The sequence below is a fragment of the Rufibacter latericius genome (assembly GCF_003721515.1).
GTDB classification, from domain to species: domain Bacteria; phylum Bacteroidota; class Bacteroidia; order Cytophagales; family Hymenobacteraceae; genus Nibribacter; species Nibribacter latericius.
Map to the genome: position 1 here is coordinate 158095 of NZ_RJJD01000023.1, position 15250 is coordinate 173344.

Sequence of the window (15250 nt, forward strand, 5' to 3'; positions counted from 1 at the left end):
AGAATGGGTGTTATTTGATAAGGTTCTTTAATTCGCCGCGGGCTTTCACGAAGTTGAGCTGCGCGATTTTATACTTCAGGCGTTCGTTGTTTAAATTGGTTTGGGCATCGCGTAAACTCACCTCAGCCTCCAGCAAATCTGTCAAAGGCGAAAGTCCTTCTTTGTAAAGGTTATTGGTAGTGGTGTACACCTCCTGCGCCAGCTTCACGTTTCGCTCCTGGTTCTCTATGGCCAATTGGCTCGTGGAGATTTGTTTCACTGCGTTGTCTAAGCCCATCTGGGTGTTGAGCGCCAGGTTCTGCATAGACAATTCTGTTTTCTGCACTTCAATCTGGGCCTGTTTCACTTGGTTTCTCCGCTGGAAACCATCAAAAATGGGTATGTTCAATCTAACTCCCAGCACAAAGGTGTTAAACCAGGGTTGGTTGGTGTCAAAGAAGTTAAACTCGCCGCGTTGCGCGTTGTAGATGTATTGTCCGAAGCCCGCCAAAGTAGGGAAGGCCCGGCCTTTGATGTTTTCAACATTGAGGCCATACAGCTTCTTCTGGGTTTGCAGGGCCTGGTAATCGGACCGCAGTGCCAGAACCTCGTTCACGTTGGTTTCAGCCGGAAGTGCCACATTGGCTAAGGTGGTGGAGTCTGATATCTCAAATTGCTGGTCTATGGGCATGCCCATGAAGAACTTCAAGGCGTTTTTCTGCTGCTCGTAAGCAGAGGCTAACGTCTGGCGCTGATTTTCCAGGTTGGTTTTGTTTACCGTAATTCGGTTTACATCTACCTTCTTGGCAAAATCATTCTTGTATTGCAGCATCAGGATCTTCTCCAGCTGCACCAGGCGGTTGTAGTTGGCCTCAATGGTGTTGAACTGCTCTTTAGTCTGGAGCGCCTGCAAATAAGCCGAGCTCACGTTATAAATCACATCTTCCTGGCTCATCTGGGTACGCAGACGATACAAATCACGGGTAGTAGCGGCGGCTTCCAGGCCTACAAAGTAAGACTTACTGAAAATAAGCTGAGAAAGCTCCAACCCTCCAGAGGCATTGTACTTCTGACCGAACTTCACGGGGATGTACGTTCCAGGCTGGTTGAAAAACTCACCCGGCAGCAACTGGGTCGCAATGGAAGGCGACACGCTAACCTGTCCGGTTCCATTCACCTGGGGCAGGCCAGATCCCTTGGTTTCGTTGATCTTGTATCCGGCACTCTGCTCATCTAACTGAGCTTGCTTGATGGAGATATTGTTGCTGGTGGCAAACTTCAGGGCCTCCTGCAACGATAGCACCTGGCCTTGAGCCGGGGTTTGTGCATAACTGAACCTCACCAAAAATGTAAGGAGAAAGCTCAGTAATAAATGCTTCTTATTCACGGTTTTACTTTTATTATTTGGTTTTTATATGTATGGTTAGTTCTGAATAAAAAGAACCAATTGGGTAAAAAAATTATGCTTTTCTTTCCTTAATCCATCTCTGTAAAAGACCTGGTACCTCTTTGGAAAGAAATTCCATGAACTCAATGCGTTCCAGCACCTTTTCATTCATTTCGGGGTTCTTGTCGCCCCTTAGTTCATTGGCTTGCCTGAGCAATTTGCTGAAACCCAGAATGGACTCCATCTTGTTCACTACCTCATCGTGCCAGTTTTCCAGCAGCGCCCCAAAATACCGTTTCCGGTCACCAGGGTAGGTAGTATATTCTATCAGGCGCATCTGCTGCAGAAGCTGGAGAGCATTGCTGGTAGCACTTTTGCTGATGTTCAAGGTCTCCACGATCTCCTCAAAACTAAGGTGCGGCCGGTCTGAGACATAAAGCAAGCCCATGATTCTGCCAGTCACGGGCGGAAAGCCCTGCTGCTCATGGTAAATGCCCATTTTCTCAATCAGTTTTTTTTGTTCTTGCGTTAACTCTGCCACGGTTGTTCCTCTCATTTGTTTAAGAACAGCACAAAGGTATTAGTTAGTTTCTTTAGTTCATAATTTTGAGAACTAAAAATTGTGAATATTTTCTGAACTATAGGAAAGGGGTTTTCCGGCGTTTAGAGGCTGTTTATCGAAAAGAATGCCTAAACCATACTAAGCTAATGAGGTAAAAAAAGAAGGAAAACTTCAAGCATCGTTCTCAGCCGCAGTAAGCAGGGGCCTTGGGAGTGGTCTCCCCGAGGATAGGCTTTCCGCCGAAGGGCAAAGGGTCAAGTCAGGGTAGGAAAGTCGGCTTTCTATAAAAAAGTATCCCGTTTAGGCGCTGTTTTCATTAAACAGCGCCTAAACGGGATGAGCCTTCCCAATTGACAAAGCTTATTTCTTGTATCGGCCTCCGAAAAAGTCGTTTGCGTTCCAGGAAGGGCGCTGACTGGCCTGAGCCACTTGGTAGCTGATCAGGAAGTTCAGTTGCACGTAGCGCTTGCCCGCTTCAAAATCAAAGGATTCGTTGAGTTCATCCTGCGGTTTGTGGTAAAACGCGGCACGCCAAACCTCTACCTGCTTGTTCAGGTTGTTCTGCCCGTCTTTGGTCTTGTTGCCGTATTTGATGTGCAGCGCCGGAATGCCCTGGCTTACGAAACTGAACTGATCGCTTCTGATGAATCGGTTCTGATCTGGTTCCGGATCAGCCTCTACCGCAATGCCCAGGTGACCAGCAGCCTTGGCCACCGGTTGGGCCAGCGACGAATGCTCGGCCCCCAACGCCACCGCAGACAGCAGGGGAGCGATGATGGTAGGCATATCGGTGTTGATGTCGGCAACGATTTTCTCCTTCGGAACGGTGGGGTACCTGGCGAAGTAGGCTGAGCCCAGCAGGCCCATTTCCTCACCCGTCACCAACACAAACAGCAGCGAGCGTTTTGGTTTCTGCTTTAATTGGGAGTACACCTTGGCAATCTCCAGCACGCTGGCTACTCCTGAGGCATTGTCATGGGCTCCATTATATATGGAGTCGCCTTTCACGGGTGTGCTGATGCCCATGTGGTCTAAGTGAGCGCTGTGCACCACGTACTCTTCTTTTAAGGTTGCATCTGAACCTGTGATTTTCCCCGCCACGTTGTAGGAGTCGAAATCCTGGTAGGTGGAAGTAAACCTAGCCTGCAGTTTGGCCGGAAGGGCAGCAGAGTTAGGGGTACCTTTCTGGAGGTTGGCCACTACCTGGGCAGTGTCAAGCCCGGCACCTTGCAGCAAAGAATGGAAAGTAGCAGCGTTGATGTAGGAAAACAGTTTGGACTGATCAGACACAAAACTACCCGATGCGGCTACTTTACCCTCGGCGGTCATCACACTGTTCGCGCCTCTGGATAGATTGGGCAGCATGGCCCGAGGGCTGGCGTTATTGGTCCCAACTACCACACCCACCGCTCCATGGTTCACCGCATTCTGCAGAATGGTGGAGAAGTGCATGCTGGCAGCGGCAATGGTAGAATGGAAATTCTTGGGCGCTCCCCTCAGAATCACCACCACTTTGCCTTTCACGTCCAGGTTGGCATAATCATCATAGCCTACTTCTGGGGCAGTGATGCCATAGCCGGCAAATGCCAGCGGGGCCTCAAGGCTTACCGAAGGGTTCTGCGGATTAGGGTAGAAAACGAAATCGGTGCCGGGTACCAGGGCTTTCGTACCCTGAGCGGTGGTGAGCGAAAGCGCGGCATCTTTGCCCGTGAACGCTTTCCTGATCCTTACCTTTTGCAGGTACGTTCCGTTCTCCCCCCCTGGCTGTACCCCTAGCTTCTTGAATTGGTCCACCACGTAATCCACGGCCATCTGGTAACCGGGCGTGCCGGGCAGCCGACCCATCAGTTTATCGTCGGCCAGGTATTGGATGTGGGCTCTGAGAGCCTCGGGTTTTACTTTTTTCAGCTGCTGGTCCACGTCTTTCTCAAGCGTGAGCGATTGGCCAAACGCAGTACCTGACAAAAGCAGCGCACCAACTAGGAGGGAGTTGAATTTCATATAAAGGCAAAGATTATAAAAAGTGTACCAAGAATCCCTTTGTCCCCGGAAAGGTGCCGGGCCTGGGTTATCCATCGGATCAGGTCGGGAAATTACTAAATTAACGGGAACTCGGGAATCAAATACAAAAGCGACTTTTGATTGTCACTCTACTTTGCAATGCACACATACCGTCCCCCTTGAAGGGGGTAGGGGGATGATTTCACGTGCAGATGAGGCGTTCCCGAGAATCATGCTGTACTTCAACTAGGCTGGAGCAGATGGTTCTTTTGCCTCCCTTGTCATCCCCTGCCCCCTTCAAAGGAAGACGATTTGCGTGTGGATTCCATTCTAACTTCAGATTAAGTTCAACAGAGACATCTCCTAATCAAAGTTGTAAGTTCACTATTATGTTTTGGGGTTGTTTTAAGAAAATCAGCCCTGAAACAGAATTTGGTCACTATCCCGAAAGGATTCTCTTGGTCAGGGCCAGTTCCTCACATCAGCATGGCGTTTTACCTTCCTTTTGGAGAAAACTTCCATAAATCGAAAGGAGGAAAAGCCTCACAAAAAAATCCCTGCTCCTAAAGGGGGCAGGGATTAAGGGTATGTTCTTGTAGGAATCTTGGTCAGTGGATGAAGGCTTCTGTTACTCCCGGCAGGGTGCGCCCCGGTTATTAGCGTGATTGCTGACGAACGGGTACGGGAACCGGCTGCAGGGTAGGACCAGTCAATCTTGAAATCAACTCTTTCAGTAACGAAGCGATGGAAGAAACTGTGTTGCTAGTCATGGGTTTAGATAAAAAATTAGCAGGGTAAAGCACCTTTTTAAGATACCAGAAGATCATAGAGCCTGTTCTCTCCCTTCTTTGAAATTTTATACTCCTTGTAACGCCGAAACGGTTTATTCATTTTACGACGATTACATGAATATAGGAAAAAAAATCAGAAAAACCTTCCTGAAATCATTCTTGTATCTACAACGATCAGAAGTGCAAAATCTGTTCCACTCTTGGAAAAATTTTGTTGCGGGTCCAAATAAAACTTCGGGCAAGCGGGAAGGAAAAGTACATCCATAGAGAATCTCAGGACCAACGCCAGGAAAAGACCTGCTGTTTATAGGCTTCTTTCCGCAAAATGCCCCTGAAACAAGGCGCTTCTTTTTCTTCCATAAACTTTCCAATCTAAAGCGTTCACCTAGAAAACCCATTCGCCGCCGTTATGTTTACTACTGCCTTATCCTGGGATGACATTCAGCCGCAAGACCTGTATTGCCGTTTCACCCGTAAGATTGTCCGCTTTACCTTTTTTCCCGTTGTTCCAAACTGCGCCTATCCGCATGTTTGTGGAATAGGGGCGATTGTTACTAATTCTTCATTAGTTTATTTGGGTAGAAGACAAGGGTAGTCAGCGAGGACCTTGCTTAAGAATAGTGAAGTAACTTTAGCCATGTTGCAGACAGATTCATACAGGAAAGGATTGTGGAGGATTGCGGTCATCACCTCGTTGGGTTGGGGGGTGTTGAGCTTTTTTCCCATGATCAATGCCGGCAGGCCGTTCTTTTTTAGGGGCCGTTTTCCCCGAGAGGGCATGCGGGAATTCCGTATTCCCACGTCAGAAAACCACTTGTACGCGTTCATGGGCATTGTGCTGCTCATGCTTTGCCTGTGGTTTTTCAATATCTATCTGTATGGCCGCCTGGGCAAAGTAAACCTGAGCGAGAAGACCCGAATGATCAGCCGGTATGTCCTCAGTTATGTGTTCACGACCTTCGTGTATTATGGCATGATGGCCTTGATTTACGTGGCCTCGGACGGAGCCCGGGTGCGCATCTTCCCCCTTATTGTGGCGCTCACCAACAACACCATTATTTTGGTACTGATGGATTTGATCTTCCTGCAGCGGAAAAGCGACCAGATTGCGGTGGAAAACAGCCAGCTGAAGATGAACCACGCCATCGCGCAGCATCAGCACCTGAAGCACCAGTTGCAGCCGCACTTTCTCTTCAATTCCCTGACCACGCTTAAATCACTAATCAAACGGCAGCGCCCCGAGGCCGAGGAGTACCTGGTGCGCCTCTCTGACTTGCTGCGGGCTTCCATCTCCACCCAACAGGAAACCACCATCCCCCTGAAGGAGGAACTGAAGCTGTGCGTAGATTACCTGGAGATGCAGAAAGTGCGGTTCAAGGATTCGTTTCAGTACCAGATGGAGGTCCCCGAGCGTATTCTCACCACGGGGTGCCTGCCGGTTTTCTCGCTGCAACTGCTGGTGGAGAACGCTATCAAGCACAACGCCTTCACCGTGGAAGAGCCCCTCACCATCCGGATTTCCTTCCAAGAACCTAACTCTATTGTGGTTTGGAACAACCGGAGAGCCAAACAGACGCTGGAGCCAAGCTCGGGCATCGGGCTGAAAAACCTGGCGGAGCGGTACCGGGTGATTTCAGGGGACGGGATTAACATTACAGAGGCTGAAGAGTATTTCTCAGTGGAACTTACCTTGTTGTTTGATGAACATTGTCATAATTGAAGACGAACCCCTCACGGCCGAAGACCTGGCAGATACGTTGGTAGAAGTGGAACCCTCGGCGCGCATCGTGGCGGTACTGGCCTCGGTGAAAGCCGCGGTTGCCTATTTCAGGGAGAATCTGCAGCCTGACCTTATCTTCTCCGATATCCAACTAGGCGATGGCCTGAGCTTTGAGATTTTCCAGGCCATTGACATCACCAAACCGGTGGTGTTCTGCACGGCCTACAACGAATACGCCCTGGAGGCTTTTCGGGCCAACGGCATTGACTACATCCTGAAGCCCTTCAACCGAGCCACTATCCAGAAAACGCTCCTGAAATACAAACAGTTGCAGGAAAGCCTGGCCCCCGCCAAACCCGATTACCAGGCGCTGCTGCAACTTCTGGACAACCGCCAGGGCCAGCAGAAACCACAGTCGGTGCTGGTATTTCAGCGTGACAAGATCATCCCGCTGCCCATTGACCAGATTGCGGTCTGTTACTCGCAGAACCTGTTTACACATGTGCTCACCTTCGACCAAAGGAAGTTCACGCTCAACCAGAACATGGAAGAGATGGAGGCAATCTGCGGGGCTCAGTTCTTCAGGGCCAACCGGCAGTTTCTGGTGCACTACAAAGCCATCAAAGAGGCCTCGCAGTACTTCGGGCGGAAACTCTCCGTCGCCCTCACCATTCCTTTCACCGAGGAAATCATCATCAGCAAGGCCAAAAGCCCGGTTTTCCTTAACTGGCTGGGAAGTAAATAATACATAAGATAGTCTGCCGGATAGGGGAAATCCGCCCCGAAATCATCTACTAACCATGGAACTACAAAATGCCGCCGCCCAAAAACTGGAACAAAAGGTGAACCTCATGAAGAAGTGCCTGCACCAACCCGATTTCAACCGGTTGAGCAGACACAACAAGGTTCTCTTTATTCAGGAACTCAACATACTTCAGAGCCAGCTCAAGTCTTTGAAGAAACAGAAAGTGAAGGACACCCAGCGGAAGATGTATTCTGAATAGGGGCTTCTCACTCCTTCTTTTCTCACATCCGTTTTAAGCCTGTTTTTCTAAAAACAGGCCCAAAACACCCATCGATTTTGTAATATCCTTCCGGTCGATATTCTCCGCCGCATCAGGAGGAATGCAATCCATATTTTCCTTCCTCCTAACCCAATTCTAAAGCAAATCTGATACGCTTTCTGTTTCGGGGCCGTTTTTATAAAAACTGGCTTAAAACAGGAAGCGTTTCCATTTTTATTTATACCGATTTTCTTCAAACCTATGAAAAAGATACTCATTTTAGCAGCGTTCGGCCTGATGGCGCAGGATGCCTCTGCTCAGATCAAACTGGATAAGATCAAAGGCGCTATTCTCTCCGGCACCAAAGGCCAACTCTCCTCTGACGAAGTTGGGGCCGGTCTGAAGGAAGCTTTGATCAATGGCGCCTCCAAGGGCTCTGATCTGGTTTCTCAGGTGGACGGTTATTTCAAGAACCCCGAGATCAGGATTCCCTTTCCGCCGGAGGTGAAGAACGTGGAAACCCGGCTTCGGCAGATAGGCATGGGCGCAGAGGTAGACAAGTTCGTGCTGGCTTTGAACCGGGCCGCCGAGGACGCCGCCAAGGAAGCCAAACCCATCTTCGTGTCGGCGATCAAACAGATGACCATCCAGGACGCCTTTGCCATTTTGAAAGGGGAACCCGATGCAGCCACCCAATACCTGCAGCGCACCACTTCCCAACAACTCACCGAGAAGTTCAAGCCCATCATCCAGACGTCGTTGAGCAAGGTCAACGCGACGCAATACTATTCCAACCTGATCACGACCTACAACAAGATTCCGCTGGTGAAAAAGGTGAACCCCAACCTGGATGAGTACGCCACCCAGAAAGCCATGGACGGTTTGTTTGTGATGGTGGCCAAAGAGGAGAGAGCCATCCGGGAGAATCCGCAGGCCAGAACCTCAGAGTTGCTCAGGAAAGTTTTCGCGGAGCAGAGATAAGGAGGCCAAGTGTTGCTTCTGGGCCATCTTGGGCAAGGTAATGACGGCTTTTATAAGAGATAGAAAGCGCTTTTGTTTATCGGCAAAGGCGCTTTCTGTTTTAGGCCTGTTTTTCTGAAAACAGCCTTAAAACAGTTTGTCCGTTTCGTAGTCCGGTTTTGTCCGTTTCACTTAGGGCTTTGGTCGTTTGGCCAATATGGAGAGTAATGGGGCAGTTTTTGGCATCTGCTTTGCAATTGGAGAGTCAAGCAGGTGATACTACCTGAAAACCTAGAAAACTTAAACCCTTATAGTAAAACGAAGATGAAAAAGTTAGTAGCAATGATCGCCTTAGGATTGGCAGTAGCCGGAACTTCTTACGCCCAAACTACTCCGCAGCAAAACAGAAAATCTGAGAACAGAGTAGAGCAGGGAAGAAGAGTGAAAGGCGAAGGCCGCAGAGGAGGCGAAAGACGCGAAAAGTTGTCGCCGGAGCAGCGCGCCACCAAACGCACCCAACTGCTTACCCAGAAGTTAGACCTGAACAATTCTCAGGAGCGGAAACTACAGGCCCTTAACCTGAAACACGCCCAGCAACTGGAAAGCTTCAAAGGCCAATACGCCCAAAAAGGCCAGCGGAACGAAGGCGGCGAGCGCTACAAGGAAGGTCGTGAGCAAATGAAACAACTTCGGGCCTCCTGGGAGAAAGAGTTCAAAAGCATCGTGAGTAAAAAACAATACGCCCAATACGAAACCGAGCGCAAGCAAATGCAAGCTAACCGCAGCAACCGCAAGGGAAGAGAAGAAGGAAAAGAGAACCGTGTCAGAAGACAACAGAACGGTTAATCAACCTGATTCCACACGAAAAGAGCAAGCCCGCGGGCTTGCTCTTTTCGTGTGGAGGGGAAGGAAGTGCCCTTAGACTTTACCTTTCAGCCAAAATAAAAAGGCCCTCTTATTTCTGATAACAGGGCCTTTTCTGTAAATACAAGGAAAACGACTTAGGCCGTCACCTGTATCACGGATTCAGAGAAACGCTCCATCTCTTCCAGTTGCGGGCTGCACTGAAGCAGGAAGAAATCAACACCTACTTTCTCGTACTCGCCAATTCTATCCTGAATCTGGGCCGGAGTTCCGGTGAGCCCTGTGCGCAGACCGCGGTTAGAAACCGAGTAGTCCTGCAAAGAAACCTGTTGCTCCAACTGCGTTCCGGCCAACCATTGCTGATAATTGCCATATCCCGCCGCCGAGGCGTTTACATCAGTGATGCGCTCCAGTTCTTTCTTCACCTCCTGCTCCGTGTCGCGCACGATGGAGTAAGCGGCCACGCCATATTTCATAGGCGGCAAACCGGCTTTCTCGCGGCGCTCATGCATGTCTGAGATGCGGCTCCCGATGGTCTCGGGTGTGTCGCCGTGCATCACGTAACCGTCGCACTGGTTGGAGATGAGTGTTTTGGCTGCTTCAGATTCGCCGCCGGCGTAGATGAACGGCTTTTTCTTGGGCTTGGGTTGCAGCACGTTGTCGGTAACCTGATAGTACTTGCCTTCATAGGTGAAATGGTCTTTCTCCCAGAGGTTCGTCACTACATCCAGCCACTCCTTGGTGCGGGCGTAGCGGTCATCGTGCTGCTCAAACTGGATACCGTACTTGGTGGCTTCGTCTTTCCACCAGCTGGATACCACGTTCAGAGACAGCCGGCCGTTGCTGATGAGGTCAATGTTGGCAGCGGCTTTGGCCAGCAAGGCAGGGTTATGGAAAGTCGGCCGAACGGCCACCATGATCTCCAGTTCCTCGGTCACGGCAGCTAAAGCTGCGGCGGTAGACCAAGCATCCAGGGCCGGAGCTTCCTGGCCTTTGATGTCATTCAGGTACAACTCCGCGATGAGGGAGAGGCTGTAGCCCCATTCCTCGCTGCGCTGCGCCAGTTTCTTCACGTAGTCCCAGGAGGTGGCCATATTTTCCTCGGGCACGTTGCGGAGCCAGCCGCCAAATACAGGTAACCAATATCCGAACTGCATCTTTATACCTCCTCCGTTACTAGTTGGGCTTTTTTCTCCAGGAAGTCTACCAACTTCTTGTGCGGGTTGAACCCGATTACGTTCACGGCATCGGCCACGAAGTTGGACAGCGCGTTCACGTCATAGTAATAAATCTGGCCGTCGCGGTCGTCAATGATGTACTCAATACCGCCCACGTCAATGCCGGAGTTCTGCATGATGGCCTCAATGGCATCAATCACTTCCTGCTCGGGGGTATAGCCTTCTACTTTCAAGCCATTTTTAGGAGCATCCAGTGCACAGGCGTTGCGCACCAGTTCTACACCGGTAGTAGTCTGGCAGATATCGGCGGGGCACAGGTTGAAGCTCTCGCCGGTGGTATATACTTTGATGGCGTACAGGTACTTGCCGCCCAGGGTCTCCACCCGATGGATGTAGCCACCGCGGGCCGGGATGAACTCCTGCACCAACGCGGTGTGGTCAATACCCAGATCAATCTCGTTGTTCGCTACGGACTGCGCCAGAGACTCTACCGAATCATACTTCACAATACCTGCGCCGCTGCCCCCGATGTTGGCTTTCACCACCACGGGGAAACGAAGTCCTTCGGCGGCTTTCACGGCCTGGGAAGCGTGGTTAATCACGCGGGCCTTCGGGTAAGGCAAGCCCAAAGACTGAAGCAGGGATAACTGCAGGGCTTTGTTGGTCTCGTACTGGAAAGCTTTGTGGCCGTTCACGGTTGGCGTGCCGGTGCGCTCCAGGTGGCCCAGTAAGCCTAGGGTATAGAAAATGCCGTTCTCATTGCCGCGCAGGTAAGCGCTGGGGCTCATGCGGTTGAAGAACAGGCTGTAAGGGGTTTCGTCTTCGGCCAGGTCATAGGTATGCTCGGCGGCGTTCAGGCGCACGTAAGGAATGCCTCTGGCGTCTAGTTCTTCAAATAAAGGCTTGAACCAATCTGGGTGTTCGTGGTAAATGGCGATCGGTTTTGTGGATGCGGAAGTTGACATATCTGTTCGTGTATTACGTGTTGTAAGTTAATGAAACTAATCTCTATAGAGTTAGAGGAGTAAATCAATGCAAAGGTTTAAAAGCGTTTTAAGGCCGTTTTAAGAAAATCAGGTTAAAAACGGGAGTAATGATTTTGCACCGAAGTGCGGCTGGTAGAAGGATTAATTTGGAAATCAGGAGGGTCTGGGTCCATTGGGATAATTTCCAGACAGGTTTCTCATACCTTTACCAGCAAAGGTAGCCTCAACAACAACAGCGGGAGGGATTGGAAACCTTCACAGGAATAGGCTGCAACGTTGGACCGATCAATTTGGAGATCAGATCGTTCAGAAAAGAGGCAATAGAAGAAAGGGTGTTACTCGTCATGGGTTTGTTCACGTTTATATTTCCTAAATTCTTTAGGCAGGAATTAGCACCTTGTCTTTGTAGGTTGCTAGAAGTTCACAGAGCCTGTTCTCTCCCTTCTTCTTTATAAATCAAAACCCTGGATAGGGATAATCGACTTTACAGGGCAAATGTGGCGGCGAAAAAGTTACCATCCAAATTTTAAGGCAAATTATTGTACCTACAGGAACTTGGGTGCCGCTTAGAAAAAGTAAAAACGGTTGGTTTTCCTTTCGGTGGAAGATGACCTGTTCTTTGTTTTAAGCCTGTTTTTCGAAAATCAGGCCTAAAACAGGAGCCCTTCGCCCAAGCTCTGGAAGAGCGGAAAACGGACCCTAGACAGCCGCAGGTAAGGTGATCTGGAAAGTGCTGCCTTGGTGCTCCTGGGTTAGCAAGTCTATGGAACCGCCGTGCTGCTCTACCAATTGGCGGCAAATGCTCAGGCCCAAGCCCGTGGATTTCTCGCCTTTCAGCCCGCGCCTCCGGGCCTTGGAGAAACGGTCAAACAACATGGGCCGCATCTTCTCGGGAATGCCAATGCCTTCATCCGATACCTCCAGCAGAAGTTTTTTCTTTTCCTCCCGTATTTTGATTCTGATGTTGCCCTGAGCCGGAGTGAATTTTACGGCATTGGAAAGCAAATTGTCCATAACCCGGTGGAAGCGTTCCTTGTTCAGGTTGGCGTACAGCGGGGTATTTGGGTGGGAGAGAAGCAGGCTGCGGGAGCCTTGCAATTGGGTTTCCCATTCTTCCTGCACTTCCTGCAGCCACGTACACAAATCCAGTTTCACCAGCGGAATGGTTTCCTGCTGTTCCTCGCGGGCTATGTACAACAGTTCATTGATGGTATGGCGCGAGGTCTGGCAACTGGTAAGAATCAGCCCCAGGTACTGCTGCTCTTGCTCCGGTGTAAGATTCTTCTTCTGAAGCAGGGAGGTGATCATCTCAATGTTGTTGAAGGGACTTCTCAGGTCATGGGCCACCACCCCCAGGATCTCAGATTTGGCCTGGCTTATTTTCTGGATCTGGCGGTTCTTTTCCTCAATCTCCTGCAGTTGGGTAAAGTGGCTGGCCCGGTAACTGTACATGGTGCGGGAAAGCACAAAAAAGCAAAGCAGAATCAAACAGGAGACGCACTGGTTCAATACAATCTGCTCAGGGCTGAGGGAGGAAAAGGACAGGACCAACGTAAAGGCCAACGTGGTGAAGGCTACCAGTACCAGTGTCTCGAAATATTCAAAGTCCCAGAGAAAGGATACCGTCACCAGTCCCAGTAAGTACATGGTAAGGGTGTTTTTGGGGTTTGACTGCGCAATGAACGTAATGCCCAGGCAGCAGCAGATAAACGCCAAAGCGAAGGCCAGGCACAACCCTTGCGCGATCCACTGCCGGGAAAGCGGTTTTAAGTTCTGGTGGAACCAACCTTCCAGAACCAGCACCGCCGCAGAGGCCAGAGCCAAGGATATATTAAGGCCCCGGAAGAATGTGATGTGCGCCGTTTGGTTCAGAAAAGGAAATACCAGCGGCAAAAGCAGGATCCCGCAAGCCACCGACAGCGAAAGCGAGGCGACCAGCCGTAGTTTTCTGAGGTTTTCCGGTACGTAGTACGCCCTGAAAGGCAAAAGAACCGGGCGTGGAGGGGTATTAAAAAAGTAAAATTTCAAGCCAATGCACTTCTAGAAAAAAAGGGTGACAAAACCCTGAATAAGGTAGATTTCTGACCCGCCGTAAAGGTAAGAAAAGTCTTTTAATCCATTATTCATGCTCCTCCAAATTTCCCTCATCGGCTTTAAATAATTCTATCTGATTTTGAAGAAATTAGGCTAGGATTAAAAAATATTTTATCAAGCCTTTTGGCTGGTTCAAAGAGGCATTTGTCCGTATAAAAATATATTCAATTGAGCCTTGAAAAGTGCGTGATTTTGGCAAGATGTTTGGTTTAAAGCAGATAGGAGGATTTTTCTCCTATGACCCAATTAGCGAGCTGATTAGTGCCCCAAACATGAAGCAGCTGTCTAGTTTAAAACCTCTGTTACATGAAAACCTTTATTAACAACTTGTGGGTCTGGGGAGCTTTGCTGCTTCTGACCCTCGGCCTGGCTTCTCCACCAGAAGCGCAGGCCCGTCCAGGAGACCTGGTGTCTTTCCAGACGTTTTATGATGAGCTGGACCGCTACGGCCGCTGGATCCGTGATCCGGAGTACGGCTACGTGTGGTCGCCCACCGTGGAGCAGGGATTCCAGCCGTACGCTACCCGGGGCCACTGGGTCATGACGGAGTACGGCAACACCTGGGTCTCTGACTATGACTGGGGTTGGGCACCGTTCCACTACGGTCGTTGGATCTACGATGATTTTGACGGATGGCTCTGGATTCCGGGTTCTGAGTGGGGACCGGCCTGGGTAGACTGGCGCAACGGCGGCGGTTACTATGGTTGGGCGCCCATGGGTCCGAGGATGACTTACATTGTCCCGGCTGTTCGCTGGGTGTTTGTGCCGGTGATGTACATCACCAGCCCGCGTATCTACTCGTACAGCGTTCCTAGAACCCGGGTGGTGAACATCTACCACAATACCACCATCATCAACAACTACTACGAGCGCGACAACCGCAAGTATGTGTACGGACCCCGGAACCAGGACATAGAGCGGGCTACTAACCGCAAGGTGAACGTCTACCGCGTGGACAGAGACAACCGTCCCGGAAGAACTTCCTTAGCCGAGAACTCTGTCCGGATTTACCGTCCGGATGTGAACTCGCGCCGTGAGGAAGCCCCTACCCGGGTGATCGCCCGAAATACTTCCACCATCCGTTCCCGCCTAACTGACACTAACTCGGGTACCGTAGGCAGAAGCGATAGAAGCAGCAACGCAGACCGAGGCGGGGTTGGAACCCAGCCTGAAACTGGAACTTACCGCAGCCGCACTGGTTTGGAATCAACCTCTGAGCAGCGGAGCAGCGTGGAAAGAGAAGGTGCCCGGACGAGGGAACGCGTGAGAGGCACTACTTCGGCAAACGTGGAATCTTCAGCCCCATCTCGTGCCGAAAGAACCGATTATCCGCAACGTTCCACCGAAACCAATGCTACCAGAACCCGCACCCGCACGTCCGAAGCACAGGTGCAGCAACGGTCTCCAGAAACTTCGGGGCAGCACCAGCAGCAGCAGCAGCAGCAGCAGCAGCAGCAGCGGACAGAAGGCTCCTATTCTCCCCGCCGGACAGAAAGCGATTCGAACCAGGGACAATACCAAGCCCGTTCTCGCTCTGAGCCTAGCTCGCAAGGGCAATATCAGCAAAGGAGCAGCCGTCAGGAATCTGCCCCGGTCCAGCGCCAGTCTGCTCCCCGCCAGGAACAATCTTCAGGAGGTGAGTCTGGCCGAAGAGGTAGAAATTAAGAGTTTTTGATTTAATGAATGATGGGAAAGCCGCACTTCTTTGAGGGGCGGTTTTTTGT

Annotated in this window: 12 protein-coding genes and 1 riboswitch; of the genes, 6 read left to right on the plus strand and 6 right to left on the minus strand. The window is 50.6% G+C overall.

The features are described from left to right. Positions 1-10: 10 nt before the first annotated feature. The 3 genes from EFB08_RS22335 to EFB08_RS22345 all read right to left on the minus strand — a co-directional run bounded on the left by EFB08_RS22335 (position 11) and on the right by EFB08_RS22345 (position 3929). The gene (locus tag EFB08_RS22335) at positions 11-1366 is read right to left on the minus strand and encodes a TolC family protein (protein WP_227006439.1); all 1356 of its coding nucleotides are present in this window, start codon (positions 1364-1366) and stop codon (positions 11-13) included. A 73-nt stretch (positions 1367-1439) separates the two neighbouring features. Continuing rightward, positions 1440-1922 carry a GbsR/MarR family transcriptional regulator gene (locus tag EFB08_RS22340; protein WP_123129210.1) on the minus strand — a complete coding sequence of 161 codons (483 nt, stop codon included), beginning with the start codon at positions 1920-1922 and terminating at the stop codon, positions 1440-1442. A gap of 366 nt (positions 1923-2288) precedes the next feature. Further along, on the minus strand, positions 2289-3929 hold the full coding sequence (locus EFB08_RS22345; protein WP_123129211.1) for a M28 family peptidase: 1641 nt from the start codon (positions 3927-3929) through the stop codon (positions 2289-2291). Between the two features lie 1428 nt (positions 3930-5357). Between EFB08_RS22345 and EFB08_RS22350 the strand changes: the two genes are divergently transcribed. The 5 genes from EFB08_RS22350 (at position 5358) to EFB08_RS22370 (ending at position 9250) form a co-directional block, all read left to right on the plus strand. After that, positions 5358-6440, plus strand: a complete 1083-nt coding sequence (locus EFB08_RS22350; RefSeq protein ID WP_123129212.1) for a sensor histidine kinase — start codon at positions 5358-5360, stop codon at positions 6438-6440. After that, complete coding sequence (locus tag EFB08_RS22355; RefSeq protein WP_123129213.1) at positions 6421-7185, plus strand: LytR/AlgR family response regulator transcription factor; 765 nt, start codon at positions 6421-6423, stop codon at positions 7183-7185. Before EFB08_RS22350 ends, EFB08_RS22355 begins: the two co-directional genes overlap by 20 nt. Before the next feature lie 55 nt (positions 7186-7240). Continuing rightward, positions 7241-7444 carry a hypothetical protein gene (locus EFB08_RS22360; RefSeq protein ID WP_123129214.1) on the plus strand — a complete coding sequence of 68 codons (204 nt, stop codon included), beginning with the start codon at positions 7241-7243 and terminating at the stop codon, positions 7442-7444. A 261-nt stretch (positions 7445-7705) separates the two neighbouring features. Then, on the plus strand, positions 7706-8425 hold the full coding sequence (locus tag EFB08_RS22365; protein WP_123129215.1) for a DUF4197 domain-containing protein: 720 nt from the start codon (positions 7706-7708) through the stop codon (positions 8423-8425). A 303-nt stretch (positions 8426-8728) separates the two neighbouring features. After that, positions 8729-9250 (plus strand): DUF4890 domain-containing protein, encoded by a 522-nt coding sequence (locus EFB08_RS22370; RefSeq protein WP_123129216.1) that lies wholly within the window; start codon positions 8729-8731, stop codon positions 9248-9250. Positions 9251-9405: 155 nt separating this feature from the next. Here EFB08_RS22370 and EFB08_RS22375 read toward each other — a convergent pair whose 3' ends face one another. From EFB08_RS22375 to EFB08_RS22385, 3 genes are all read right to left on the minus strand, one after another. After that, a complete protein-coding gene (locus EFB08_RS22375) occupies positions 9406-10425 on the minus strand; it encodes an LLM class flavin-dependent oxidoreductase (protein WP_123129217.1) in 1020 nt (339 codons plus the stop codon). A gap of 2 nt (positions 10426-10427) precedes the next feature. Further along, positions 10428-11411 carry an ATP-grasp domain-containing protein gene (locus EFB08_RS22380; protein WP_123129218.1) on the minus strand — a complete coding sequence of 328 codons (984 nt, stop codon included), beginning with the start codon at positions 11409-11411 and terminating at the stop codon, positions 10428-10430. Positions 11412-11789: 378 nt separating this feature from the next. After that, positions 11790-11890, minus strand: a riboswitch (SAM riboswitch). A 241-nt stretch (positions 11891-12131) separates the two neighbouring features. Beyond that, a complete protein-coding gene (locus EFB08_RS22385; protein ID WP_123129219.1) occupies positions 12132-13460 on the minus strand; it encodes a sensor histidine kinase in 1329 nt (442 codons plus the stop codon). A 372-nt stretch (positions 13461-13832) separates the two neighbouring features. On the opposite strand from EFB08_RS22385, the gene EFB08_RS22390 reads away from it, so the two are divergent. Beyond that, positions 13833-15191 carry a DUF6600 domain-containing protein gene (locus tag EFB08_RS22390; protein WP_123129220.1) on the plus strand — a complete coding sequence of 453 codons (1359 nt, stop codon included), beginning with the start codon at positions 13833-13835 and terminating at the stop codon, positions 15189-15191. The last annotated feature ends 59 nt before the right edge of the window (positions 15192-15250 follow it).

Coding starts and splice junctions, on each gene's coding strand:
- EFB08_RS22390 (WP_123129220.1), top strand. CDS start 13,833: ATGAAAACCTTTATTAACAACTTGTGGGTCTGGGGAGCTTTGCTGCTT.
- EFB08_RS22350 (WP_123129212.1), top strand. CDS start 5,358: ATGTTGCAGACAGATTCATACAGGAAAGGATTGTGGAGGATTGCGGTC.
- EFB08_RS22375 (WP_123129217.1), bottom strand. CDS start 10,425: ATGCAGTTCGGATATTGGTTACCTGTATTTGGCGGCTGGCTCCGCAAC.
- EFB08_RS22340 (WP_123129210.1), bottom strand. CDS start 1,922: ATGAGAGGAACAACCGTGGCAGAGTTAACGCAAGAACAAAAAAAACTG.
- EFB08_RS22355 (WP_123129213.1), top strand. CDS start 6,421: ATGAACATTGTCATAATTGAAGACGAACCCCTCACGGCCGAAGACCTG.
- EFB08_RS22345 (WP_123129211.1), bottom strand. CDS start 3,929: ATGAAATTCAACTCCCTCCTAGTTGGTGCGCTGCTTTTGTCAGGTACT.
- EFB08_RS22365 (WP_123129215.1), top strand. CDS start 7,706: ATGAAAAAGATACTCATTTTAGCAGCGTTCGGCCTGATGGCGCAGGAT.
- EFB08_RS22380 (WP_123129218.1), bottom strand. CDS start 11,411: ATGTCAACTTCCGCATCCACAAAACCGATCGCCATTTACCACGAACAC.
- EFB08_RS22370 (WP_123129216.1), top strand. CDS start 8,729: ATGAAAAAGTTAGTAGCAATGATCGCCTTAGGATTGGCAGTAGCCGGA.
- EFB08_RS22360 (WP_123129214.1), top strand. CDS start 7,241: ATGGAACTACAAAATGCCGCCGCCCAAAAACTGGAACAAAAGGTGAAC.